Genomic DNA, 23,683 nt, shown 5'->3' with positions numbered 1-23,683 from the left:
CGCGAAGAACGATAACGCGGTGTTCCTGATGGACCGAGGCGCCTGGTTCGCGGGCAAGCCTCGCTCCTACAACGGGCGGTGTTTAATGCACGACCGAGTTAGGCGGTAGGTGCCCAATCGTCAGTCAGACGAATCCGCTGGATCGCATCTGACCCCTGTAGGAGCGAGGCTTGCCCGCGAAGAACGATAACGCGGTGTTCCTGATGGACCGAGGCGCCTGGTTCGCGGGCAAGCCTCGCTCCTACAACGGGCAATGTTTAATGCACGACCGAATTGGGCGGTAGATGCCCTAATCGTTCAGTCAGGCGAATCCGCTGGATCGGGTCGTCACTGAGCAGCAGCGCATGCTCCAGGTCAAAGCGCTCGGCATTTGGGCAATCCAGTCGTTGGTAGAGGCTGGCCCGGGCCAGATAGTCGGAGGCGCTGGCGTTGCCCAGTTCAAGCACGCGCTCGGCGTCGATCAGGGCGTCGATATAGTCATCGTTCGTGAGGTACAACTGGCGCAGGTTGCGCGACAGCCGCTGCAGCATCTGCACCGGTTCGGCCGTCAGTAAATGCTCGGCGCCAAGCTTCATGTTCGGGCCGTACTGGCGTTGCAGCAGTTCGCGGCAATCATTGGGATACAGCCGTCGCCCGCCGCACGGGTCGAGCAGGTGATCGGCGCCTTGTACCCGCAGGAGGAAATGCCCGGGAAAGTTGACCCCGACCATGGGAATCTCCAGTCTTCTGGCCAGTTCCAGCGCAATCAGGCCCAACACCAGCGGCTGGCCCCGCCGACGTTCCAGCACTTTATTGAGTAACGCCACGTGTGGGCGCAAGGGCGTAGAGTCGTCCTGAGCGAACCCCAGGTCATTCATTCGCCGCAACAACGGTTGGGCCAATTCGCTCACCGGCAGCATCGGCAACCCATAGCTGACCCGTTGTTGCAGGTCCTTGAAGCCCGCCAGTACGGTCTCGGGATTCAGCTCCTTATCGTGTTCGACGGCCATCCACAGCGCTGCCTCGAACAGCGCGGGCGGTGATCGTTGCAGACAGTCGAAAAAACGTTGGCGCGGGGTCATCAAAATCTCCGGGGAATGCCTCGTTTTAGCCCCGTCACAGGCTTTCGTCCAGTGCTGCACACAGGCGGTAACAGGTTATGTCCGAAAGCGTTCAAAGCCGCGTCGCTTATTCCGGCGCGCTTCTGCAATTTTTGTGCGCAAGCCTATACTGGCGACTACAAGAAGTGATTCGGGAGCCCTACGATGTTCGCTCTCATGCAAAGCACTCGCCTTGAATCGCTGCACCTGAGCGTCGATCCGGTCACCGGGTTGAAGGCGGTGATTGCCATCCACAACAGCCGCCTGGGACCTGCCCTGGGCGGGTGTCGTTACCTTGCTTACCCCACCGATGAAGCCGCGATCGAGGATGCTGTGCGCCTCGCCCAAGGCATGAGTTACAAGGCGGCTCTGGCCGGCCTGGCTCAAGGCGGTGGCGTTGCGGTGATTCTTCGGCCGGCCCATGTGGAAAACCGCGCCGCGCTATTCGAAGCCTTCGGGCGCTGCGTTAACGAACTCGACGGTCGCTACATCACCGCCATCGACGCCGGCACCTCGGTGGCGGACATGGATTGCATCGCCCAGCAAACCCAATTCGTCACCAGCACCACTGCCGCTGGCGACCCTGCGCCGCACGCCGCCATGGGCGTGTTTGCCGGTATTCGCAGCACTGCCATGGCCCGCCTGGGCAGCGATAATCTCGAAGGTTTGCGCATAGCCATTCAAGGCTTGGGCAATGTCGGTTATGCCTTGGCCGAGCAGTTACACGCGGCGGGTGCCGAGCTGCTGGTCAGCGACATCGATCACGGCAAAGTGCAGCTGGCCATGGAGCAACTGGGCGCTCATCCCATCGCCAACGATGCACTGCTCAGCACACCGTGCGACATACTCGCGCCCTGTGGCCTGGGCGGTGTGCTTAACAGCAACAGCGTGTCGCAACTGCGCTGCGCGGCGGTTGCAGGTTCGGCAAACAACCAACTGATCCATCTGGAAATCGCCGATCAGCTAGAGCGTCGGGGCATCTTGTATGCGCCCGATTACGTGATCAATGCCGGCGGGCTGATCTACGTGTCACTGAAACACCGTGGGGAAGAGCTGACGACCATTACCGCGCACCTGTCGAAAATCAGTTCACGGCTGACCGAAGTCTTCGCCCATGCCCAGGCGGAGAAGCGTTCTCCGGCCCGGGTGGCGGATGAGTTGGCGGAGAAAGTGTTGTACCGGTGACGCTATACCGGTGAAAAGTTTGAAAGGGGTGAGAGCCTATCCGGCCATTGCTCCCCAAGCCCTGCGCCACAAACGTCGGGCCTGACAAATGCACGCCGACTCACGCGTGCCAGGAGCCCTGTGATGCTTCACAAGGTTGAGCTGCCGTACACCCGATTTCTATCCCCTGATGGCCAGTTGCTCGGCAATCTTCCCGACTGGGCCGACGACTTCAATCTATTGACGCGCCTGTATCGGCAGATGGCCCTGACCCGCCTTTTCGATCAAAAAGCCGTCGCCCTGCAACGCACCGGGCGCATCGGCACTTATGCGCCGACCTTGGGCCAGGAAGCCATTGGTGTCGCGGTCGGCAGCCTGATGCACGCCGAAGACGTACTGATCCCGTATTACCGCGACACCGCCGTGCAATTGATGCGCGGCGTGCGCATGGAAGAAATCCTCTTGTATTGGGGCGGCGATGAGCGTGGCAGCGACTTTGCCGACCCGGCGGTCGCTGAGGATTTCCCGATCTGTGTGCCGATTGCCACCCAGGCCCTGCATGCCTGCGGCGTCGCCAGCGCCTTCAAAATCCGTGGCGAACATCGGGTCGCCGTTACCACCTGCGGCGACGGCGGAACCAGCAAAGGTGATTTCCTCGAAGCCCTCAACGTTGCTGGCGCCTGGCAGTTGCCGGTGGTGTTTGTGATCAACAACAATCAATGGGCGATTTCGGTGCCGCGACGCATTCAGTGCGGCGCCCCCACCTTGGCGCAGAAAGCCATTGGCGCCGGCTTCCACGGCGAGCAAGTCGACGGCAATGACATGCTCGCTGTTTACGACCGCGTGCAAGCGGCCCTCGAACGGGCGCGCCACGGGAAAGGTCCGGTGTTACTCGAATGCCTGAGCTATCGCCTCGGCGATCACACCACCGCCGACGATGCCACGCGTTACCGGTCGGCGGACGAGGTCAAGCAGGCCTGGCTCGAGGAACCGATCAAACGCCTGCAACGTTTCATGGCCGGGCAGGGCGTTTGGGACGAAGGCCGAGAACAGGCACTGATCAGCGAATGCCAAGGCTTGGTGCAGGGGGCTGTGGATAACTTCGAAGCGGCGGGCCTGCAGGCACCGGAATCGGTGATCGATCATGTCTACGCCCGGTGGCCGCAAGCCCTGGCCGAACAGCGCGAAGAATTTCTCGAACGGCTGGCGCGCCGGACGGGAGGTTCGGGACATGAGTAACGGTAAGGTGACTCTGCTGGAAGCGGTGAATCTGGCTTTGCATCGGGCCATGAGCGAAGACGAAAACGTTATCGTCCTCGGCGAAGACGTCGGGGTGAACGGTGGCGTATTCCGCGCCACGCTGGGTCTGCGCGACAGCTTTGGTTTCAAGCGGGTGATCGACTCGCCGCTGGCCGAAACCATGCTCGGCGGGCTAGTGGTGGGCATGGCTGCCCAAGGCCTGAAACCGGTGGTGGAAATCCAGTTCATGGGTTTCATCTACGCCGCCATGGAGCACCTGGTGTCTCACGCCAGCCGCATGCGCAACCGCACGCGCGGGCGGATCACCTGCCCGATGGTGATGCGCACGCCGATGGGTGCAGGGATTCGCGCGCCGGAGCATCACAGTGAAAGCACCGAAGCCCTGTTCGCGCATATTCCGGGGCTGCGGGTGGTGATCCCGTCCTCGCCAGCGCGGGCTTATGGCTTGTTGCTCGCGGCCATCGACGACCCGGATCCGGTGATATTTCTCGAACCGACCCGACTCTATCGAATGAACCCGCAACCGCTGCTGGATGACGGCAAGCGTCTGCCGCTGGACAGCTGTTTCACCTTGCGTGAAGGCAGCGACATCACCTTGATCAGTTGGGGCGCCAGTGTGATGGAAACCCTGCAAGCCGCCACGCAACTGGCCGAGCAGGGCGTCTCGGCGGAAGTGATCGATGTCGCCAGTATCAAACCGCTGGACCTCGACACGATGGAAGCCTCGGTGCGCAAGACGGGTCGCTGCGTGATCGTGCATGAAGCGCCGCGCTCCTGCGGGGTCGGCGCGGAAATCGCCGCCAGCCTCTACGAACGGGTATTTCTGGAGTTGGAGGCACCGATCCAGCGAGTCACCGCGCCAGACATCCCGCCGCCGCTGTATCGACTGGAATCGCTGTACATGCCCGGCGTCGAAGACATTCTTCATGCCTGCGACACCGTCATGCAGCACTACCCCTGAAGAGACGCCTGAGGCCGAGGAGGTTGCGATGAAATATTTCAAACTGCCGGATCTGGGCGAAGGCTTGCAGGAAGCGGAAATCGTTCGTTGGCACGTCAAGGTCGGCGATACCGTCAAGGCTGACCAACTGTTGGTGTCAGTGGAAACCGCCAAGGCGCTGGTGGACATTCCCGCGCCTTACGACGGCGTGGTGGCGAAAACCTTCGGTGGCGAAGGCGACATTCTTCACGTTGGCGAACCTCTGCTCGGTTACGAAGGCGAAGCAGATGCAGGCACTGTGGTGGGACGGCTTGAGGGCGGCGGCACGAATCAGGAGGATGCATTTTTTATCGGCGCTGCGCCTTCGACCCGTGAACACCTGGCGAACCGTGCCACGCCGGCGGTGCGTCAATTGGCTCGGCAGCTTGGCGTTGAACTGAGCACCTTGGTCGGCTCCGGTCAGGACGGCCAGATCACCCGCAGCGACGTGGAAAACGCCGCTCAGACCGAACGCGAACGCTTCGGCGGTGAGAAGCTGCGCGGAGTGCGACGCAGCATGGCGCTGAACATGGCCAGGTCCCATGCCGAAGTGGTGCCGGTGACGATTTTCGGTGATGCCGATCTGCATCGCTGGGGCCAGGCGCGAGAACCGCTGATTCGTCTGGCCAAGGCGATGGCGGCAGCCTGCGCTGTAGAACCGGTGCTCAATAGCGCTTTCGATGGCAAAACCCTGGCGCTCAAGCAACACGAACGACTCGATCTGGGCGTTGCCGTGGATACCCCGGACGGCTTGTTCGTGCCGGTGCTGCGCGATGTCGGCAACCGCACACCAGCGGATTTGAAGGAAGGCGTCATGCGTCTGCGGGCCGACGTGCAGGCGCGCTCGATCCCGCCTCAGGAAATGATGGGTGCGACCCTGACCTTGTCGAACTTCGGCACCTTGTTCGGCCGCTACGCCAACCCGGTGGTGGTGCCGCCGCAAGTGGCGATCCTCGCTGCCGGGGCGATCCGCGATGAACCGGTGGCGGTCGAGGGAGCGGTGGTGGTGCACCCGATCCTGCCGCTGTCCCTGACCTTCGATCACCGCGTGGTCACCGGCGGCGAAGCGGCGCGGTTCTTCAAAGCGTTGGTCGAGGCGCTGGAACAACCCTAGATCCAGGTTTCCCGCAGGCATGAAAAAGGCCCTGAGCCATTTGACTCAGGGCCTATTCAATTCGGGTAATGCTTACTTTGACGTCTTGGCGGCTTTGGCTGGCTTGGTCGGCTCAGCGTCCGTCGTTTCAACAGGTGCAGCAACAGGTGCAGCTGCTTCAACAGGTTCAGTGACTTCGGCGGGTGCATTCAGCAGTTCGGACAGTGCGTCCGGCTGGCTCTTGAATGCCTTGGCGAATACATCACGGTTCTTCGCCATGTAAATCCCGGCTTCTTCCACTTGCTGTTCGGTCAGGGACGGAACGGCTTTTTGTAACACTTCAGCCAGCAATTCGGCCAGTTCGAGCATTTTGTCATGACGGTCAGCTTCGGCTTTATCCATGAACAAGCGCTCCAGATCTCGGCTGCTGCGGTATACCACTTCGACGGCCATTCACCACCTCACATGCCTTCACATTAGTTGTCTGTTTCGACTACTGTATTTATATACAGCGAAAAGGATAAGCGAATCCCTGCGCTTTGGGTAGTGGGTTTTTAATGTAGACCGAATTCAGGGTTTGTCAGGTGGACCGTGTTGTCCCCATTCGCGGGCAAGCCTCGCTCCTACAAGGATCACCGCTGAACCCTGTAGGAGCGCGGCTTGCCCGCGAAGGCGTCCGTCTAAACACCGCCAACGTGTCTCATATCACGCAGCCATCATCTCACCCAACAGCATCTGGCCTTTTTTCTGCATGCAGAACAACCGTCACGTCAAACCCGCATCATCCGCTCGAACCGAGCTAAGGAACGATCAAAGTGAAAATCAACTGGGCCGAGAACCTGCGGCAGAACGTGCACCAACTGGCCGAGTCCCTGGGCAACCTGTTCGTCGAGACGTTCCACTACCTGGCGCTGTTCGCCATCGGTGCGGTAACCGCCTGGGCGGCAATCATGGAATTCCTCGGGATGCTTGAGCAAGGGGACATCAAAATCGATGACATCTTGCTGCTGTTCATCTACCTGGAACTGGGGGCGATGGTCGGGATTTACTTCAAGACCAACCACATGCCGGTGCGCTTCCTGATCTACGTGGCGATCACTGCGCTGACGCGGCTGCTGATCTCCAACGTCTCGCACCACAATCCGCCGGACCTGGGGATCATCTACCTGTGCGGCGGGATTCTGCTGCTGGCGTTTGCGATTCTGGTGGTGCGTTACGCCTCGTCGCAGTTTCCTTCGGTGAAGATCGAACACCCGCAACGCAAGATCGGTGCGGGTTCCGGTGAGCATCCCGAAGTGGAGAAGGGCGAGATTTAAAGCCCCATTGAAGGTCGGGGCCGGGATTTGACCAAGGGCGGCGGCGGGTTGCGATTGTCGCCGTCGGTCATGGCTTCGAGGATGGCCACGGCGCTGTGGCCCTGTTCGATGGCGATGCCGAATTGAATGCTTTGCACCAGGCGTTTGAGGCGCTTGGGATCATTGCGCTGTTCGGCGCTGATCATCCGTTTGGCCACCACGCGGCCACTTTTGGAGAGGGTCAGCATGATGCTGCCGTCCAGCCCCTGAATGCTCAGGTTGACTTGATAATCCGGTGCAAAGGCATCGGTAATGAGTTGAAAGGGGTTGTCCATGATGCGTCACCGCCTGATTGAACGTGCAGTTGTTGACCGGCCATGATCGGGATTAGTTCGCAACACCAGACCATCGGCCATTCCCTAGCCATATCGCCATCATCGCTTTTGTAGGCGCTGCCGCTGGCTGCGATCAGATCGCAGCCTTCGACAGCTCCTACAGGGGCGAAGCAAGGGGCATGCCGGGAAAACGATGGAGCAATGAACACGGCAAAAAAATGGCGGACACTCTGGTCCGCCTTCTTTTTGCCTGCCCGTTTCAGGGCATGAACGAGTAGATGATCGCAGACAGTGCAATCAAGCCGATCAACACCACGAACACGTTCGAGGCCTGATTCGAGTACTGGCGCAAGGCCGGCACGCGGCGGATGGCGTACATCGGCATCAGGAACAACAGGCACGCGATGATTGGCCCGCCGAGGGTTTCGATCATGCCCAGGATGCTCGGGTTGAAGGTCGCCACGGCCCAGCAGCTGAGGATCATGAACAGCGCGGTGAGGCGGTTCAGCCAACTGGCGGACATGGCGCGACCACGGCCGCGCAGGCTTTTCACGATAAGGCCCTGAAAGCCTTCACTGGCGCCGATGTAATGTCCGAGGAAGGATTTGGTGATCGCCACCAGCGCAATCAACGGCGCGGCATAAGCAATGACCGGTGTCTGGAAGTGGTTGGCCAGGTACGACAGGATCGAAATGTTTTGCGCCTTCGCAGCGGCCAAATCTGCCGGGGACAACGCCAGCACGCAGCTGAAGCAGAAGAACATCACCGTGACGACCATCATGGCGTGAGCGATCGCGAGAATGCCGCTGCTCTTGCGTTCGGCGTGCTCGCCGTAACGCTGTTTCTGATCGACGGCGAAGGCGGAGATGATCGGCGAATGGTTGAACGAGAACACCATCACCGGAATCGCCAGCCACAAGGTCTGGAAGAACAGCGGCAGTGGCATGCCTTCACTGGCGGTGGCGAAGAACGCGCCGTTCCAGTTCGGGATCAGGCTGACGCCGAGCAGCAGCAATGCCGCGACGAACGGGTAAACCAGCACGCTCATGCATTTGACGATGACGCTCTGACCGCAACGGACGATGGCCATCAAGCCGAGAATCAGCCCCAGCGACAGAATCGCCCGAGGAGGCGGGGTCATGTGCAACTGGTGCTCCATGAGGCTGCTAAGGGTGTTGGTCAGCGCCACGCTGTACACCAGCAGAATCGGGAAGATCGCGAAAAAATACAGCAGCGTGATCAGCTTGCCGGCGCCGACACCGAAGTGTTCTTCCACCACTTCGGTAATGTCCCCGGAACGCCCGGACAACACGAAGCGCGTCAGGCCACGGTGGGCGAAGAAGGTCATCGGAAACGCCAGAACCGCCAGGAGCAGCAACGGCCAAAAACCACCCACACCGGCGTTGATCGGCAGGAATAACGTGCCCGCGCCAATCGCCGTGCCATAGAGGCCAAGCATCCAGGTGGTGTCGTGTTTGCTCCAGCCTTTGTGGGCTATTTCGCTATTGCTGGTCAGGTCTACAGCAGGATTATCGGCAGCAGGTGTACGTACATCGGTCATCGTTTTTGCCTCGTTATTATTCTTGCTCGGGCTCACGTTTTGCGGACGGTCAGGGAGTGCTCCTCAGCACTCCACCCAGCTGACAGCCAGGCCGCCCCGTGAAGTTTCTTTGTATTTGTCGTGCATGTCGGCGCCGGTATCGCGCATGGTGCGGATCACCCGATCCAGGGAAATGAAGTGTTTGCCGTCGCCGCGCAGGGCCATTTGCGTGGCGTTGATCGCCTTCACGGCAGCGATTGCGTTGCGCTCGATGCACGGCACCTGCACCAGACCGCCGACCGGATCGCAGGTCAGGCCGAGGTTGTGTTCCAGGCCGATTTCTGCGGCGTTTTCCAGTTGCTCGGGAGTCGCTCCGAGGATGTCGGCCAGGCCAGCGGCGGCCATGGCGCAGGCCGAACCGACTTCGCCCTGGCAACCGACTTCAGCACCGGAAATCGAGGCGTTTTTCTTGCAGAGAATGCCTACAGCCGCAGCGCCCAAAAAGAACGCCACGACGTCATCGTCCGACGCGTCCGGGTTGAATTTCATGTAGTAGTGCAGCACGGCGGGAATGATCCCCGCGGCCCCGTTTGTAGGCGCGGTCACCATGCGTCCGCCAGCCGCGTTTTCTTCGTTCACGGCGAGGGCAAACAGGTTGACCCATTCCATGGCTGACAGGGTGGAGCTGATGACATTCGGTTTGCCTATTTCCAACAGACTGCGGTGCAATTTCGCGGCGCGGCGCGGAACATTCAGACCGCCGGGCAGGATGCCTTCGTGACGCAAGCCTTGCTCGACGCATTCGCGCATCACCGACCAGATATGCAGCAAGCCCTGGCGGATCTCGGCGTCACTGCGCCAGGCCCGTTCGTTAGCCATCATCAGCTCGGAAACCCGCAAACCGTGCTGGTTGCAGAGCTTGAGCAGTTCGGCGGCACTGGAGAAATCGTAGGGCAGCACCACATCGCTGGCCGGCGCAATGCCCGACTCGGCTTCGGCTGCTTCGATGATGAAACCACCGCCCACCGAGTAGTACGTCTGCTCGAACAGCTCGCCGGTTTCGCCGAAGGCTGTCAGAGACATGGCATTGGGGTGGTAGGGCAGGCTCTCGTCGAGCAGCAGGAGGTCGCGCTGCCAGTTGAAGGCAATGGTCGATTTGCTGGCCAGACTCAGTTCGCCGGTTTCACGCAGGGTTTGGATTCGGCTGTCGATGCTGGTCGGATCAATGCTGTCTGGCCATTCGCCCATCAGGCCCATGACACAGGCGCGATCAGTCGCGTGGCCAACGCCGGTAGCCGAAAGCGACCCGTAGAGTCGGATTTCTACCCGCCGTACGTCGGCCAGTAAATGTTGGTCAATCAGCGCTTGGGCGAAGGTTGCGGCGGCGCGCATCGGGCCTACGGTGTGGGAGCTAGACGGACCGATGCCGACTTTGAAGAGATCGAAAACACTGATAGCCATGCTAAAGCCTATACAAGCAATGGAAGAGAAATCGCTGCCATTTTTGTAGGACAAGCGCAATGTCGGCGATACTGCCAACCTCGGTCCTACGTGACCAACGAAACTTCCTAAGACAGCCTTTAGCAGGACTAAACAATGAGTCGCCAATTGCATGCCCAGACCTATGTCTGGCTGCACGTGTTTTCGTGTGCCGCGCGCCACTTGTCTTTCACCCGTTGCGCCGAAGAACTGCACATCACGCCGGGGGCGGTCAGTCAGCAAATTCGCCAACTGGAAGAGCGGCTAGGTTTTCGCCTGTTTCATCGTCGCGCCCGGGGCGTGGAGTTGAGCGCCGAAGGCCAGCGATTGGCTATCACCGTCAACGAAGCCTACGGCAGCATCGATGCGGAATTGCGACGACTGGATGCGGGAATGATCAGCGGGATTTTGCGGTTGCGCTCGATTCCCTCGTTCCTTAGCAAGTGGCTGACCCCGCGCCTGCCGCGCTTGCAACAGCGCTTTCCGGATATTCAGCTGCGGCTGGTGGCCGAGGACAGCAGCGTGCCATTGCACGAAGGCGACTTCGATCTGGCGATTGACCTGAACGACGGCAGCTACCCTGGATTGTTATCCACAGCCTTGTTGGATGAGCAGATTTTTCCGGTGTGTGCCCCGAGTCTGTTGCGCGGAAGGCCGCCGCTGCACGGCCCGGCAGACCTGGTGCATTTTCCGTTGCTGCACGACATCACCGCCTGGCGCGGCAGTTACGAGTACGCGGAATGGGAGTTTTATCTCAACGCCATCGGCTTCGAAGGCGCGGATGTACGGCGTGGGCATACCTTCAATCGCAATCACCTGACCATTGAAGCGGCGATTGCCGGCATGGGTGTGGCAATTGCGCGGCGAACGCTGCTCAATGATGAACTGGAGCGCGGGACGTTGATCGTGCCGTTTGGCCTGGCGGTGCCCAATCACAAGCGTTACGTGCTGCTCTATGCGCCGGGCGCGCTGAGCCATCCGGGCGTACGCGCGGTGCATGACTGGCTGGTGGAAGAGGCGGGGATATTTCGCAGTCTGCACCCGCTGGCGGAGCGGCAGATGTGAGCAATTATGACTGGAGAGCGATGCGACCCAACTCCCGACATTAACAGCGCTTTTGCCCGTTGTCCGGCTTTTTTTGCGAATGAATATTTATCTTTTTTTAGGGGTTGAAATGTTCTGCGCACACACCGATTGTGTAACCAAGAGGTCACGGTGATGAAGCCCAAGGGCCAGCCGAAGGGCCTCTCGCGAGCTAGCTGAAATAAGGGATGAACTATGCAAATCCAAGTCAATAGCGATAACCATATTCAAAGCAGCATCCGACTGGAGGAGTGGGTACGTACTACCATTGAGAGCACGCTCGAACGATACGAAGAGGACCTGACCCGCGTCGAGGTCCACCTGCGGGACGAGAACGGCGACAAGCCCGGTCCCCACGATATGCGCTGCCAGCTGGAAGCGCGGCCAAAAGGCCATCAACCGATTTCTGTCACTCATAAAGCCGCTAACCTGGAACTGGCGATCGACGGTGCGGCCGAAAAACTCGAACATGCGCTTGAACATCTGTTCGGCAAACTGCGGGGCAAACCACGTGCCGCTGTGGTGCCGTTCGAAAGGCCTGGTGCCGATGCGCTGCTGGAAGACGAGTTTCTCGAGAACGAACAGGCTGCACAAAACGGCTGAGGCCTGATTCACTTTTTACCTTTCCACTTTCTCTCCACCTGAAAAACGGGCCTGCTTATGCAGGCCCGTTCTTGTTTCAGCTTTACGTGATCTGAGCCACGATGCGCTTTTGTAGCAGCTGCCGAAGGCTGCGTTCGGCTGCGTAGCAGTCGTCAAGTCAGATGACGCGGTAACTCAGGAAATCACGCACTCAGGTTTTACGACTGCTGCGCAGCCGAACGCAGGCTTCGCCAGCTGCTACAGATCGCGTTGTGGCTTGTGGGATCGATCAAAACGCCACCGAAGTCTGCACATACACCGTCCGCGGTTCTCCCACATACTTGCCCTTGTTGTTGTCATCGAACGAGCGGGTGAAATACTGGTGGTTGAAGATGTTTTTCACCCCCACCGCCACATTCAGGTCCGACAGTTTCGGCCCGAAGTCATACGCCGCGCGGCTGCTGAACAACATGTACCCCGGAATCTTGCCGGTGCTGCCATCGGCGCTTTCGGCCGAAGTGTTGGCGTTGTCAGCGAACTGATCACTCTGGTAGCTGCTGTCCAGATTCAGTTTCCACGCGCCGTCGGTATAACCGACGCCGAGCGTGCCTTTGTGTTTCGAAGAGAACGGCACACGATTACCCTTGTTCGCCCCGTCTTCGCGGATAGTCGCGTCGACATAGGCGTAAGTCGCGTACACATCGAAACCGGCCAGCGCCGGGCTCAAGTCGTCGAGGGCGTAGTTGATGCTGGTTTCGATGCCTTGATGGCGTGTTTCGCCGCGTGCGATCACCGAGTCGTTGGTTTGATTGCTTTCATATTGATTGTCGAAGTTGATCAGGAACGCACCAATTTCTGCCCGCAACGCGCCGTTGTCGTAACGGGTGCCCAGCTCCCAGGTGCGCGCCTTCTCTGGTTTGACTTCGCCGCTGGTCACCCGGTTAGGCATCTGGCTGTACTGCACGCTGCCGAACGATCCTTCGGTATTGGCGTAAAGGTTCCAGCTGTCGGTCAGGTGATAGAGCACATTCAACGCCGGCAGCGCGGTGTTGTAGTCGCCCTTGTATTTCACGTTGGTCAGGTTGTTGGTCTGCTGCGACTCGATCATTTCGTAACGGATGCCTGGCGTGATCGTCCACTTGCCGATGTCGATTCGGTCATCGACGAAGAACGCATTGGCCTCGGTGCCGCCCCGGGTATCGCGGTCGTTGCGGCTGTTGGTGGTCGGGTATTCGTTGCTGGCGATCGGCGTGCGGTAGCGCAGTTCGTGGCCGGCTTCGTTGATGTAGCGATAGCCCACGCCGACTTCATGGCTGGTCTGGCCGAGATCGAATCCTTGGGCGAAACGGGTTTCCAGCCCGCGTACCCAATACTCGCGTGGCGACAGCGAGAGGAGCGTGCCCTGGTCCAGATATCCGCTGCGCAGGGTTTTGGTGAAGAAGGTATTGGCGGTGAACTCGCGGCGATCTTCCTGATAGCGATAGCCGAAATTGAACATCGTGCGGCGGCCCCAGAATTGGTCTTTCGGGCGGGTCGACTGGTACGGGTCGGCGTCGTAATCGGCGACGTTCAGGCCGCCGGGCATGTCCGCCTTGCCTTCGTAGTACTGGGCCATCGCGTTGAAACTGTTGGCCTCATCGAGCTGGTATTTGCCCTTGAGGATCAGGTCGTCGATTTCGGTGTCGCTGTGTTCGCGCCAGTCGCCACCGCGGGTGCCCGAGTACAGAATCGCGCCGCCCAGACCGTTATCGGCCGTGCCGCCGGCCAACAAGTTGCCGGTGGTTTTGAAACCGTCATGGCTAGACGATGGACTGGTTTCGGTCTGGAAGCCACCCTTGACCGTCGGCTCATCGGGAATGGCGCGAGTCACGAAGTTGACTACACCGCCGACGTTCTGCGGCCCGTAGCGCACCGCACCGCCGCCGCGCACCACGTCGACCGCGTCCATGTTGCCCATGCTGATCGGCGCGAACGACAACTGCGGCTGACCATAAGGCGCGAAGGGCACCGGAATGCCGTCCATCAATACCGTGGAGCGCGACGCCAGCCGTGGGTTGAGCCCGCGAATGCCGAAGTTCAGCGCCATGTCATGGCTGCCGGTGCCATTGTTGTCTGGCGCGTTAACCCCCGGGATGCGATTGAGCACGTCCCTTGCCTGAGTAGCGCCCTGGCGTTCGAATTCTTCGCGGCGGATCACATCGCGAGCGCCGGGATGTTCGAAGACGTTGGTTTGCGCTGCATCGCCGAGCCAGTCGCCGACCACTTTCGAGATGTCCAGCTCCAGCGCCGCGTCACCCGCCGGTTGCAGGCTGAAGGCATTGTTGCCCTCGGCGCGGGCTTGCAAGCCCGTGCCTTCGAGTAGCGCGTTCAAACCCTGCGAAGGGGTGTAGTTGCCTTCCAGACCACGACTTTGCACACCGCTGGTGACTTGCGAGCCAAAGGAGATCAGCACGCTGGCTTCACGGCCAAACTGGTTGAGTGCGTTCTCCAGTGAGGACGGAGCGATGTGGTACGGCTTGGCATCAGCGGCATGCACCAGGGGCAGAGCGCCGAAGCTCAGGCTGGCGCCCAGCAAGAGTTGGCGCAAGGTGCGGGTCAGCGGTATGACGCGGATGGGTTGCATGAAGGGCGATCCTGAGAAGGTTGAATCAAGGGGGCTTTCCTTCTCTGTCACGCCAGATCTGAAAAACGGCTCACGCTGGATGAATATTTTTGCGGTGGAGAGTGAAGATCGTTCCCACGCTCTGCGTGGGAATGCAGCCCGTGACGCTCCGCGTCACTTCCAGAGCCGAACGCGGAGCGTCCGTGGAGGCATTCCCACGCAGAGCGTGGGAACGATCATTACGCGCGTGCCTCGACGGTCACCCAATACCGGGTAAAACGCCTCACCTTCACCGGCAAACTGATTTCCAGCAGATCAAGAATTCGCTCGCTGTCGTCCAGTGGATAAGTCCCGGAGATCAGCAGATCGGCAACATTCGCGGCGCAATTGAGCTGCCCCCGACGATAGCGACCCAGTTCATCGAGGAAATCCCCCAGGCGCATATGAGCGGCCACCAACATGCCGTCGGCCCAGGCGCCGCTGTTGGCGTCCAGTGGCAGGGGAGCGCCGATGCCGCGTGCATCGAAGCTTAACTGCCGGGCGGTTTGCAGCATCCGTGGCGACCCGCCATCGGGCGTCAACTCGACGCTGCCTTCGAACACCGCCACGTGAGTGTGATCGGAAAACTGCCGCACGTTCAGCCGTCCACCTTGGGTTTTCAACAGGCCTTGTGCGGTCTGTACTTGAAACGCTTGACTGGCGGTCAGCAGCATCTCGCCTTCAAGCAAGCGGATCAGCCGCTGCTGACCTTCGATTCGCACATCGACCGAGCTGGCGGTGTTGAGCTGCACTTGGCTGCCATCACCGAGCGACACTTTGCGTCGCTGGCCGATCGGGCTGCGGTAGTCGGCCAGCAACGGCGTCAGCGGATTGTGTTCGCGCATGCCCCAGGTGACCGCCGAACCCGCGCCGAGCATCAGCAACAGCTTCAATGCCTGACGACGGCCGGCGGATTTCGGTGCGTTGAGGGCGGCATGGGCCAGTGGTGAAGACACCCCGCGCAAGCGTTGATTGACCCGCTGAATGTGCTCCCAGGCCCGTCGATGTTCACCGTGAGCATCGAGCCATTGCTGCCAGGCAATTTGCTGGCGCGGGGTTAACGGCCCTTGCTGGACTTCCATCCACCAGTGCACGGCCTGCTCGGCGACTTGAGAGGAGAAATCCGCAGGGCTGTTCATCGTGCGAAGTAGCAGCGCATCGCCGCTTTGTTCAGGTGCCGTTTGACCGTGGCGATGGAAATGCCCAGTTCGGTAGCGATCTGTGGATAAGTCAAACCATCGAGCTGAGCCAGCAAAAAAGCGCGTTTGACCAGGCGCGGCAAACCGTCGAGCAACTGGTCGAGTTCCATCAGCGTTTGCAGGATGATCGCCCGATCTTCCTCCGACGGCGCGACGATTTCCGGCATCTGCGCCAGCGCATCGAGGTAGGCGCGCTCCAGATCCTGACGACGATAATGATTGAACAGCACGCGCTTGGCGATGATGGTGAGGAACGCCCGTGGCTCGATGATCTGGGGCGTTTCCCGTGCCGTCAGCACTCGAATGAATGTGTCCTGGGCCAGATCCGCGGCGCTGTCAGGGCAGCCGAGTTTGCGCCGCAGCCAACCGGTGAGCCAGTTGTGATGGGCGTGATAAAGGACTTCGACGGTAGTGGCTGACGACAACGGAACCGCTCCGGACGCATTTTGATACGTTAGAGAACAAGAATTGTTCGCATTGTAGGGGCGCGGACCTGCATCGGGCAATCGCTGGGAAAAAGATCGCAGCCTGCGGCAGCTCCTACAGGAGCACGCGACCGGCGTAGGAGCTGCCGAAGGCTGCGATCTTTTGATCTTGCTTTACCGCAAGAACGCCTGCCGATATTCCCCAGGCGTGCCACCCAACGCCTGGCGAAACCGGTTGGTGAAATGGCTCGCACTGGCAAACCCACACGCCAGCGCAATATCCCCCAACGGCTGCGACGTCCCGCGTAGTAACTCTCGCGCCCGGCTCAGTCGCCGAGCCAACACATACTGATGCGGTGGCAAACCGAAGCTCACACGAAACATCCGCGCAAAGTGATATTCCGACAGCGCACATAACCCCGCCAATTGCCCAAGGCTGATGGCTTCGGCCATTTGATGGTCGATGAACTCCACCAACTGGCGCCGTTGATGCGCCGCCAACCCACCTTTGAGGCGCAAGCCCTGACGCACGCCGACCTGGCTGAGCAGGGCGTGGCTGAGCATTTCGTGGGCCAGGCTGCTGGTGAGCAGGCGTTCGCCGGGTTCATCCCAATTGAGGGCGATCAACTGCCGAAAGCGCCGGGCTTGCGGTGGGTCTTCGAGGAACGTGTGCTCGCGCAACTGCAATTCCCGCGGTTCGCGATCCAGCAGCGTGACGCAGCCAAGGGCAAATTGTTCGGGGCTGAAATACAGGTGGGCCAGGCGAATATCGCCGTTTATCACCCAGCCTGACTGATGGTCTGCCGGCAGAATGCACAGCTTGTCCGGGCCCCCCTTGTTACTTGGCTGGTCGCGGCGAAAGGTGCCGGTGCCGCCGGCGATGTAGCAGGACAAGGTGTGATGGCTCGGCGCTTCGTAGTCCTGGGCGTCATGGTGGTTATTCCACAAAGCCGCAGCCATGCCGTCACCGAGCTCGGCGCTGTGCTCCAGGCGAGCATTGGGCGAGCGGTTAAGCGCTTGAAAGACTTGCAGGGTATCGAGTGTCCTGTCTCGCAAATACGGTTCCCTTTTGACGGTGTCTGTTTCCGCCATGCTGCGTTGCCACTCCTCGCCATAGCGGGCTATGACTCGTCGCGGCGCCTTGCCTGACGGCAACAGCCCCTCGTCAAAAAGGAACGTATTTGCGAGACAGGACACTTGTGCGGCCATGATCGGTTCTCTCCAACGCTTTGCATCGTACTCCGTAGACATTGACCTGCCAGCCCGTCGGCCGACAAAAGCGCAAGTTTATGCAAGTGCAAAAGGGTTTCGCGTCGGACACTGAAGGCCTATTCAGGAGTCTTCACCATGAACCTTTCGTTGTATCTACTGACCGTGCTGATCTGGGGCACCACCTGGATCGCCTTGAAATGGCAACTGGGCGTGGTGGCGATTCCGGTGTCGATCGTTTATCGCTTCGGCCTCGCTGCGCTGGTGCTGTTCGTGATGTTGCTGCTCAGCCGGCGCCTGCAAGTGATGAACCGTCGCGGAGATCTGATTTGCCTGGCGCAAGGTCTGTGCCTGTTCTGCATCAATTTCATGTGTTTCCTCACCGCCAGCCAATGGATCCCCAGCGGTCTGGTCGCCGTGGTGTTTTCCACCGCGACCTTGTGGAACGCCTTCAATGCGCGGGTGTTCTTCGGTCAGAAAATCGCTCGCAATGTATTGATGGGCGGTGCACTGGGTTTGCTCGGATTGGGTCTGTTGTTCTGGCCAGAGCTGGCCGGTCATACCGCCAGCCCGGAAACCTTGCTCGGGTTGGGTTTGGCGTTGCTCGGCACCTTGTGTTTCTCGGCGGGCAACATGCTGTCGAGTCTGCAACAGAAGGCCGGCCTGAAACCCCTGACCACCAATGCCTGGGGCATGGCTTACGGCGCGGCGATGTTGACGGTGTGGTGCCTGGTCAAAGGCATCCCGTTCGATATGGAATGGAATGCCCGCTACATCGGGTCGTTGCTGTACCTGGTGATTCCCGGCTCGGTGATCGGCTTCACCGCTTACCTGACGCTGGTCGGGCGCATGGGGCCGGAGCGGGCGGCGTATTGCACCGTACTCTTTCCAGTGGTGGCGCTGAATGTGTCGGCGTTTGTCGAAGGCTATCAATGGACCGCGCCGGCATTGGTGGGGCTGGTGTTGGTGATGCTGGGGAATGTGCTGGTGTTCCGTAAACCCAAGGCGTCGATGGTGCAAGGAAACGGCAAATTGGCGTGAGGTGCCCGATCGAGCGCTGAACAGCTCAGCGCTCGATCCTGATGGCCACATAAATCAGTAACGGCAATATAAAGTCGACAATGTGTCGGGCCCAGTCCTTGGCATTCCAGGTTTGTGATTCATCCATGTTGAACCATTCCACACCGATCACCTGCAGGCAGATGTAATAGACGAACATGGCGATCAATAAGCCGATGATCGCGAACTTCTTTGCCTCATGAAACTCTTCGGCGCTGGCATCGGTCTTTCGATAAAGATGATAAGCGCCTAGCAGGCAGAAAGCAGTATAAATGACTTCCAGAGTGATAATGATCCAGTAGATTCGATGGTGGAGCAGGGGCGAAGTGATTGCCCTGTAGCTCAGGTTCAGGTTCTCTCGCGTGGTGTCCATACTCAGGACGTGGCCGACATATTCATAGTTGGATGCATAGTCGGTGAAGTTGCTGTACATCACCAGCAAGCCAAAGAAGCTGATATAAGCCATTAATATGACTTTGCTATACCTGATGAGTTGATCGGTTGTTGGCGGGTTCAAGATTTATGCTCTCCATAGCTAAGTCCCGTAAGGGCGGGTAAGTAAGGAGAGTCTATCGTGTGTGTCTGTTTTACGACGGTGGACTGAATTGCAAAGTATGTAGTGAGCAGGCAGGCGTTTGAAACGTCTGCCCTTATTAGTCAGCCTTTCCACACTTGCGGGTTCACCAGATCCTGCGGCCTCTCACCCAGCAAGGCGCTGCGCAAGTTGGCCAGTGCGCGGTTGGCCATGGCTTCGCGGGTTTCGTGAGTCGCGGAGCCGATGTGCGGCAAGGTCACGGCGTTTTTCAGTTGGAACAATGGCGATTCGGCCAGCGGTTCTTTCTCGTAAACGTCCAGCCCGGCGCCGCGAATGCGGTTGTTTTGCAGCGCTTCGATCAGCGCCGGTTCGTCTACCACCGGGCCGCGGGCAATGTTCACCAGAATGGCGCCCGGTTTCATCAGCGCGAGTTCACGGTGGCTGATCAAGTGTCTGGTTTTTTCGCTGAGCGGCACCACCAGGCATACGAAATCGGCTTCGGCCAGCAACTGGTCGAGGCTGCGGAACTGTGCACCGAGCTCCTGTTCCAGTTCGGTCTTGCGGCTGTTGCCACTGTAGATAATCGGCATGTTGAAGCCCAGCCGACCGCGCCGGGCGATGGCCGCGCCGATGTTGCCCATGCCGACAATCCCCAAGGTTTTGCCATGCACATCGCTGCCAAACAACGGCGCGCCGACGGTGGCTTGCCATTGACCGGCCTTGGTCCAGGCGTCCAGCTCGGCAACCCGGCGGGCACTGCTCATGAGCAAGGCAAAGGCCAGGTCGGCGGTGCTTTCGGTGAGGACGTCGGGGGTGTTGGTGAGCATGATCCCGCGTTCATTGAAGTAAGCGAGGTCGTAGTTGTCATAGCCGACGGAGACGCTGGAGACCACTTCCAGTTTGCTGGCGTTTTCCAGTTGCGCGCGACCGAGTTTGCGACCCACGCCGATCAGGCCGTGGGCATGGGGCAGGGCTTCATTGAACTGGGCGTTGATGTCGCCGTTTTTCGGGTTCGGCACGATCACGTCGAAGTCTTGTTGCAGACGTTCGATCATCGGTGGGGTGATACGGCTGAAGGCGAGGACGGTTTTTTTCATTGGAGGCGGCTCGTCGGGCGGTGGTGAATGCCAAGCACGCTAACATTCTTCTCGGACATTTTGCGAGCGCTGGGATTGCCGGAAAAACTGTAGGAGCGAGGCTTGCCCGCGAAGGCGGCCTGACAGCCAACCAATTTCTTGCGGATCGCTCGCGATGGCGGTGTGTCAGGCGACATCAATGGTGAATGTCACAACGCCTTCGCGGGCAAGCCTCGCTCCTACAAGGGATCAGCTGTGTGGCGGTACGTCGAGGTTATCCAGCGCCCGATTCACCGCCAGTTCGCCCAGCATGATGACCTGCTGGATGCCGAGCATGGTGTTGCGATGAGTGCCTTCGAGAAACCCGGCGAAGTCACTGGCCATGACGCTTGCCGAGGCGAGGGATTCGCTGGCGTAGGCCAACAGGTTTTCGGTATTGGCGTTAGGGGCGACGGTGAACAGATGGCTGGGAGTGTGGGGCGGATTCGGTGTTGGCTTAAACATGAGGGCTATTCCTATGGACGGTGTATTAGGGTCGCCACCTTCCGTTTTCCAGACGAAAAGGTGGCAACTGCGCGCGGACTGGAAAAACCGGACACCTTCCAAACCGGCAGACCCGAAGGTCTCCCGCGCACAGCCGCCATAACAAGGAACTGCGTGCACAAAAAAGCGCCGCAGTATGCCATGAGGTGTGTGTAAAGGATGTCAGGTTTTCCAGACCTGATCGCTGATTCGTCAGCGACCCCCAAAGCCTACCCATCTCCCGTCCCACATACCAACCGTCAAAACTCGTCGGAAACATCCCAGAACATTGGCGATTTGTAGGACCGTCTGTAGCTCAATTCGCCAACCGAACCCCACCCAAGCTCCCACTCAATTCATACGCCGCCAATTCCGCCTGATGCGCCGCCAATATCTCCGGCAACGACCCACGCAAGTACTCGACCCACGTCTTGATCTTCGCATCCAGATACTGCCGCGACGGATAAATCGCATACAGATTCAATTCCTGCGAGCGGTAGTTCGGCATCACCCGCACCAGCGTGCCGTTGCGCAGTCCTTCAATCGCCGCATACACCGGCAAAACGCCAACGCCCATGCCACTGGTGATCGCAGTCTTCATCGCATCAGCGGAGTTCACCAAAAACGGTGAGCTGTTGATGGTGACCATTTCCTGGCCTTCAGGGCCGTCGAAGGTCCATTTTTCCAGCGGGATGACCGGGCTCACCAGACGCAGGCAGGCGTGGTTGAGCAGATCGCTGGGCTTGTGCGCGCAACCGTTGGCTTTTACATAGGCGGGCGATGCGCAAACGATGCTGTAGGTGATGCCCAACCGTTGGGAGACGAAGCCCGAGTCCGGCAGTTCGCTGGCGAGCACGATGGACACGTCGTAGCCCTCGTCGAGCAGATCCGGCACGCGGTTGGCCATGGTCAGGTCGAAGGTCACGTCCGGGTGGGTTTTGCGGTAGCGAGCAATGGCGTCGATCACGAAGTGCTGACCGATACCGGTCATGGTGTGCACCTTGAGTTGCCCGGCCGGGCGCGCGTGGGCGTCGCTGGCTTCGGCTTCGGCTTCTTCGACATAGGCCAGGATCTGCTCGCAACGCAATAAGTAGCGCTTGCCGGCTTCGGTCAGGGCGATGCGGCGGGTGGTGCGGTTGAGCAGACGGGTTTGCAGGTGGGCTTCCAGGTTGGAGACCGCGCGCGAAACGTTGGCCGTGGTGGTGTCGAGTTGCACGGCGGCGGCGGTGAAGCTGCCGGCCTCGGCCACGTAACTGAAGGCGCGCATGTTTTGCAAAGTGTCCATGGGGTGCTCTCTTGGCGAATGGCAAATTGTGACACGAAGTTGCTGATTCTTTACAGACGACTAAAGATGCGACCAAGGGATTATCGCGTTAACGGTAACAAAGATTCACAGGAATCCCGGCTTATCGCCAACAAGGCCCACCCCTAGAATTGCGCCTGTTCTTGTAGGAGCGAGGCTTGCCCGCGAAGGCGTCTTGTCAGTCGACGGCGATGGTGCCTGTGATATCGCCTTCGCGGGCAAGCCTCGCTCCTACAGGATCCCCCTCTATTTCAGGAAATCGCAGCAGTGCCGCGTCGCATCAACAGAGCGCTCAAGACGCTCAGTGTTTTGGCTTTAACCCTGGCAATTAGCGGCTGCATCGGCACCGCAAATATTGCCCCACAAGGCACGGCACTGGAGGCCAATTCATTGGCCACCGACGACGCCATTCAGAACGCCGCGCAGGATGCTCACTGGCCCACCACCCAATGGTGGCAAGCCTACGGCGACCCGCAACTGAACCGCTGGATCGACCTCGCCGTGCAAGGCAGCCCGAGCATGGCCATGGCCGCGGCGCGAGTGCGTCAGGCGCGGTCCATGGCCGGCATTGCCGAGTCCGCCGAGTCGTTGCAGATCGATGGCCAATCCACCCTCAAGCGCCACAACTGGCCCACCGATCAGTTCTACGGCCCTGGCGAATTGGCCAACACCACCACCTGGGACAACAACGCCGCGCTGGGTTTCAGCTATGCCCTCGACCTTTGGGGGCGCGAAAGCAACGCCACCGAACGCGCCGTGGACATGGCGCACATGAGTGCCGCCGAAGCACGGCAGGCCCAGCTCGAATTGCAGAACAACATCGTGCGCGCCTATATCGAGCTCTCGTTGCATTACGCGCAAAGGGACATCGTCGCGGCGACTTTGAAGCAACAACAGCAAATTCTCGACCTGGCGCAAAAACGTCTGGATGGCGGCATCGGCACGCATTTCGAAGTCAGCCAGGCCGAAACGCCGTTGCCGGAAACCCATCGGCAAATCGATGCGCTGGACGAGGAAATTGCCCTAAGCCGCAACCAACTCGCCGCGCTGGCCGGTAAGGGGCCGGGGGAGGGCGCGCAGTTGCAACGGCCGACGTTGTCGTTGGGCGCGGCGCTGAAATTGCCGTCGTCTTTGCCGGCGCAACTGCTCGGCCAGCGTCCGGACGTGGTCGCCAGTCGCTGGCAAGTGGCGGCGCTGGCGCGGGGTATCGATGTTGCCCATGCCGGTTTTTACCCCAACGTCGATCTGGTCGGCAGCCTCGGCTACATGGCCACCGGCGGTGGGGCGCTGGAGTTCTTGACCGGCAAGAAGCTCAACTACAGCGTCGGCCCGGCGATTTCGTTGCCGATCTTCGATGGTGGCCGCTTGCGCTCGGAGTTGGGCGAAGCCTCGGCGGGTTATGACATCGCGGTGGCGAGGTACAACCAGACGCTGGTCAACGCGCTGAAGAATATCTCCGATCAATTGATCCGCCGCGAGTCGATGGACAAGCAACAAACCTTCGCCGCCGAGTCGGTGGCCACGGCGCAGAAGACCTACGACATCGCGATGATCGCGTATCAGCGCGGGCTCACCGATTACCTCAACGTGCTCAATGCGCAGACGTTGTTGTTCAAGCAGCAACAAGTGCAGCAGCAGGTTCAGGCTGCGCGTTTGAGTGCTCATGCCGAGCTAGTGACGGCGCTTGGCGGTGGACTCGGTGCGGGCAACGATGTGCCGACCGCCAGCCAGACAGCTGAACCGAAAACCCCGGCCCTTATTAACAGCCTCTCGAATTGAATACAAACCCTGTGGGAGCGGCGGTGCGGCGATCCGACTTGCCCGC

The 23,683-nt window shown here is 59.8% G+C and carries 21 protein-coding genes and 1 pseudogene; 9 read left to right on the top strand and 13 right to left on the bottom strand.

What is annotated here, in order from left to right; translation table 11 throughout:
- Positions 1–257: 257 nt before the first annotated feature.
- Positions 258–1,061, bottom strand: a complete 804-nt coding sequence (locus NHU87_RS24240; RefSeq protein WP_253553054.1) for a SirB1 family protein — start codon at positions 1,059–1,061, stop codon at positions 258–260.
- Between the two features lie 183 nt (positions 1,062–1,244).
- Here NHU87_RS24240 and NHU87_RS24235 point away from each other — a divergent pair, with 183 nt between their 5' ends.
- From NHU87_RS24235 to NHU87_RS24220, 4 genes are all read left to right on the top strand, one after another.
- On the top strand, positions 1,245–2,264 hold the full coding sequence (locus NHU87_RS24235; RefSeq protein ID WP_253553053.1) for a Glu/Leu/Phe/Val dehydrogenase family protein: 1,020 nt from the start codon (positions 1,245–1,247) through the stop codon (positions 2,262–2,264).
- A gap of 123 nt (positions 2,265–2,387) precedes the next feature.
- The gene (gene pdhA / locus NHU87_RS24230) at positions 2,388–3,482 is read left to right on the top strand and encodes a pyruvate dehydrogenase (acetyl-transferring) E1 component subunit alpha (protein WP_253553052.1); all 1,095 of its coding nucleotides are present in this window, start codon (positions 2,388–2,390) and stop codon (positions 3,480–3,482) included.
- The gene (locus NHU87_RS24225; protein ID WP_253553051.1) at positions 3,475–4,464 is read left to right on the top strand and encodes an alpha-ketoacid dehydrogenase subunit beta; all 990 of its coding nucleotides are present in this window, start codon (positions 3,475–3,477) and stop codon (positions 4,462–4,464) included. The genes pdhA and NHU87_RS24225 overlap by 8 nt, the downstream gene beginning before the upstream one ends.
- A 28-nt stretch (positions 4,465–4,492) precedes the next feature.
- Entirely contained in the window at positions 4,493–5,596 is a 1,104-nt protein-coding gene (locus NHU87_RS24220; protein WP_253553049.1) for a dihydrolipoamide acetyltransferase family protein, read from the top strand.
- Positions 5,597–5,773: 177 nt separating this feature from the next.
- On the opposite strand, the pseudogene NHU87_RS24215 reads toward NHU87_RS24220, so the two are convergent.
- Positions 5,774–6,028: pseudogene (locus tag NHU87_RS24215) on the bottom strand (YebG family protein); the annotation flags it as partial.
- 362 nt (positions 6,029–6,390) lie between these two features.
- On the opposite strand from NHU87_RS24215, the gene NHU87_RS24210 reads away from it, so the two are divergent.
- Positions 6,391–6,891, top strand: a complete 501-nt coding sequence (locus tag NHU87_RS24210) for a phosphate-starvation-inducible protein PsiE (protein WP_253553047.1) — start codon at positions 6,391–6,393, stop codon at positions 6,889–6,891.
- Here NHU87_RS24210 and NHU87_RS24205 read toward each other — a convergent pair.
- The 3 genes from NHU87_RS24205 to NHU87_RS24195 all read right to left on the bottom strand — a co-directional run bounded on the left by NHU87_RS24205 (position 6,888) and on the right by NHU87_RS24195 (position 10,206).
- Positions 6,888–7,205, bottom strand: coding sequence for a DUF3509 domain-containing protein (locus NHU87_RS24205; RefSeq protein ID WP_123496706.1), 318 nt, complete (start codon positions 7,203–7,205; stop codon positions 6,888–6,890). The genes NHU87_RS24210 and NHU87_RS24205 overlap by 4 nt on opposite strands.
- Before the next feature lie 259 nt (positions 7,206–7,464).
- Entirely contained in the window at positions 7,465–8,766 is a 1,302-nt protein-coding gene (locus NHU87_RS24200; RefSeq protein ID WP_253553045.1) for a serine/threonine transporter, read from the bottom strand.
- Positions 8,767–8,829: 63 nt separating this feature from the next.
- The gene (locus NHU87_RS24195; protein ID WP_253553043.1) at positions 8,830–10,206 is read right to left on the bottom strand and encodes an L-serine ammonia-lyase; all 1,377 of its coding nucleotides are present in this window, start codon (positions 10,204–10,206) and stop codon (positions 8,830–8,832) included.
- Positions 10,207–10,341: 135 nt separating this feature from the next.
- Between NHU87_RS24195 and NHU87_RS24190 the strand changes: the two genes are divergently transcribed.
- Together NHU87_RS24190 and NHU87_RS24185 are read left to right on the top strand one after the other, a co-directional pair.
- A complete protein-coding gene (locus NHU87_RS24190) occupies positions 10,342–11,289 on the top strand; it encodes a LysR substrate-binding domain-containing protein (RefSeq protein ID WP_007903267.1) in 948 nt (315 codons plus the stop codon).
- A 213-nt stretch (positions 11,290–11,502) separates the two neighbouring features.
- A complete protein-coding gene (locus NHU87_RS24185; protein ID WP_253553042.1) occupies positions 11,503–11,910 on the top strand; it encodes an HPF/RaiA family ribosome-associated protein in 408 nt (135 codons plus the stop codon).
- A gap of 268 nt (positions 11,911–12,178) precedes the next feature.
- On the opposite strand, the gene fecA is transcribed toward NHU87_RS24185, so the two are convergent.
- The 4 genes from fecA to NHU87_RS24165 all read right to left on the bottom strand — a co-directional run bounded on the left by fecA (position 12,179) and on the right by NHU87_RS24165 (position 17,246).
- The gene (gene fecA, locus NHU87_RS24180; RefSeq protein ID WP_253553041.1) at positions 12,179–14,512 is read right to left on the bottom strand and encodes a TonB-dependent Fe(3+) dicitrate receptor FecA; all 2,334 of its coding nucleotides are present in this window, start codon (positions 14,510–14,512) and stop codon (positions 12,179–12,181) included.
- A 218-nt stretch (positions 14,513–14,730) separates the two neighbouring features.
- Positions 14,731–15,669 carry a FecR domain-containing protein gene (locus tag NHU87_RS24175; RefSeq protein WP_253553040.1) on the bottom strand — a complete coding sequence of 313 codons (939 nt, stop codon included), beginning with the start codon at positions 15,667–15,669 and terminating at the stop codon, positions 14,731–14,733.
- A complete protein-coding gene (locus NHU87_RS24170) occupies positions 15,666–16,154 on the bottom strand; it encodes a sigma-70 family RNA polymerase sigma factor (protein ID WP_253553039.1) in 489 nt (162 codons plus the stop codon). The genes NHU87_RS24175 and NHU87_RS24170 overlap by 4 nt, the downstream gene beginning before the upstream one ends.
- A 174-nt stretch (positions 16,155–16,328) precedes the next feature.
- Positions 16,329–17,246, bottom strand: a complete 918-nt coding sequence (locus tag NHU87_RS24165; RefSeq protein WP_253553038.1) for a helix-turn-helix transcriptional regulator — start codon at positions 17,244–17,246, stop codon at positions 16,329–16,331.
- 255 nt (positions 17,247–17,501) lie between these two features.
- Between NHU87_RS24165 and NHU87_RS24160 the strand changes: the two genes are divergently transcribed.
- Positions 17,502–18,404: a DMT family transporter gene (locus NHU87_RS24160; RefSeq protein WP_253553037.1), complete on the top strand. Its 903-nt coding sequence runs from the start codon at positions 17,502–17,504 to the stop codon at positions 18,402–18,404.
- 25 nt (positions 18,405–18,429) lie between these two features.
- Here NHU87_RS24160 and NHU87_RS24155 read toward each other — a convergent pair whose 3' ends face one another.
- From NHU87_RS24155 to NHU87_RS24140, 4 genes are all read right to left on the bottom strand, one after another.
- Complete coding sequence (locus NHU87_RS24155; protein WP_253553035.1) at positions 18,430–18,939, bottom strand: DUF2165 family protein; 510 nt, start codon at positions 18,937–18,939, stop codon at positions 18,430–18,432.
- A gap of 140 nt (positions 18,940–19,079) precedes the next feature.
- On the bottom strand, positions 19,080–20,054 hold the full coding sequence (locus tag NHU87_RS24150; protein ID WP_253553033.1) for a 2-hydroxyacid dehydrogenase: 975 nt from the start codon (positions 20,052–20,054) through the stop codon (positions 19,080–19,082).
- A gap of 228 nt (positions 20,055–20,282) precedes the next feature.
- On the bottom strand, positions 20,283–20,537 hold the full coding sequence (locus NHU87_RS24145; protein WP_253553031.1) for a DUF6124 family protein: 255 nt from the start codon (positions 20,535–20,537) through the stop codon (positions 20,283–20,285).
- A gap of 334 nt (positions 20,538–20,871) precedes the next feature.
- Positions 20,872–21,840, bottom strand: a complete 969-nt coding sequence (locus NHU87_RS24140; RefSeq protein ID WP_253553029.1) for a LysR family transcriptional regulator — start codon at positions 21,838–21,840, stop codon at positions 20,872–20,874.
- Positions 21,841–22,125: 285 nt separating this feature from the next.
- Between NHU87_RS24140 and NHU87_RS24135 the strand changes: the two genes are divergently transcribed.
- Complete coding sequence (locus NHU87_RS24135) at positions 22,126–23,637, top strand: efflux transporter outer membrane subunit (protein ID WP_253553027.1); 1,512 nt, start codon at positions 22,126–22,128, stop codon at positions 23,635–23,637.
- Positions 23,638–23,683: the final 46 nt, after the last annotated feature.

Origin of the sequence: Pseudomonas mandelii (assembly GCF_024138395.1) — a bacterium.
GTDB classification, from domain to species: Bacteria; Pseudomonadota; Gammaproteobacteria; order Pseudomonadales; family Pseudomonadaceae; genus Aquipseudomonas; species Aquipseudomonas mandelii_E.
This window is presented reverse-complemented; position numbering and strand designations above follow the sequence as displayed.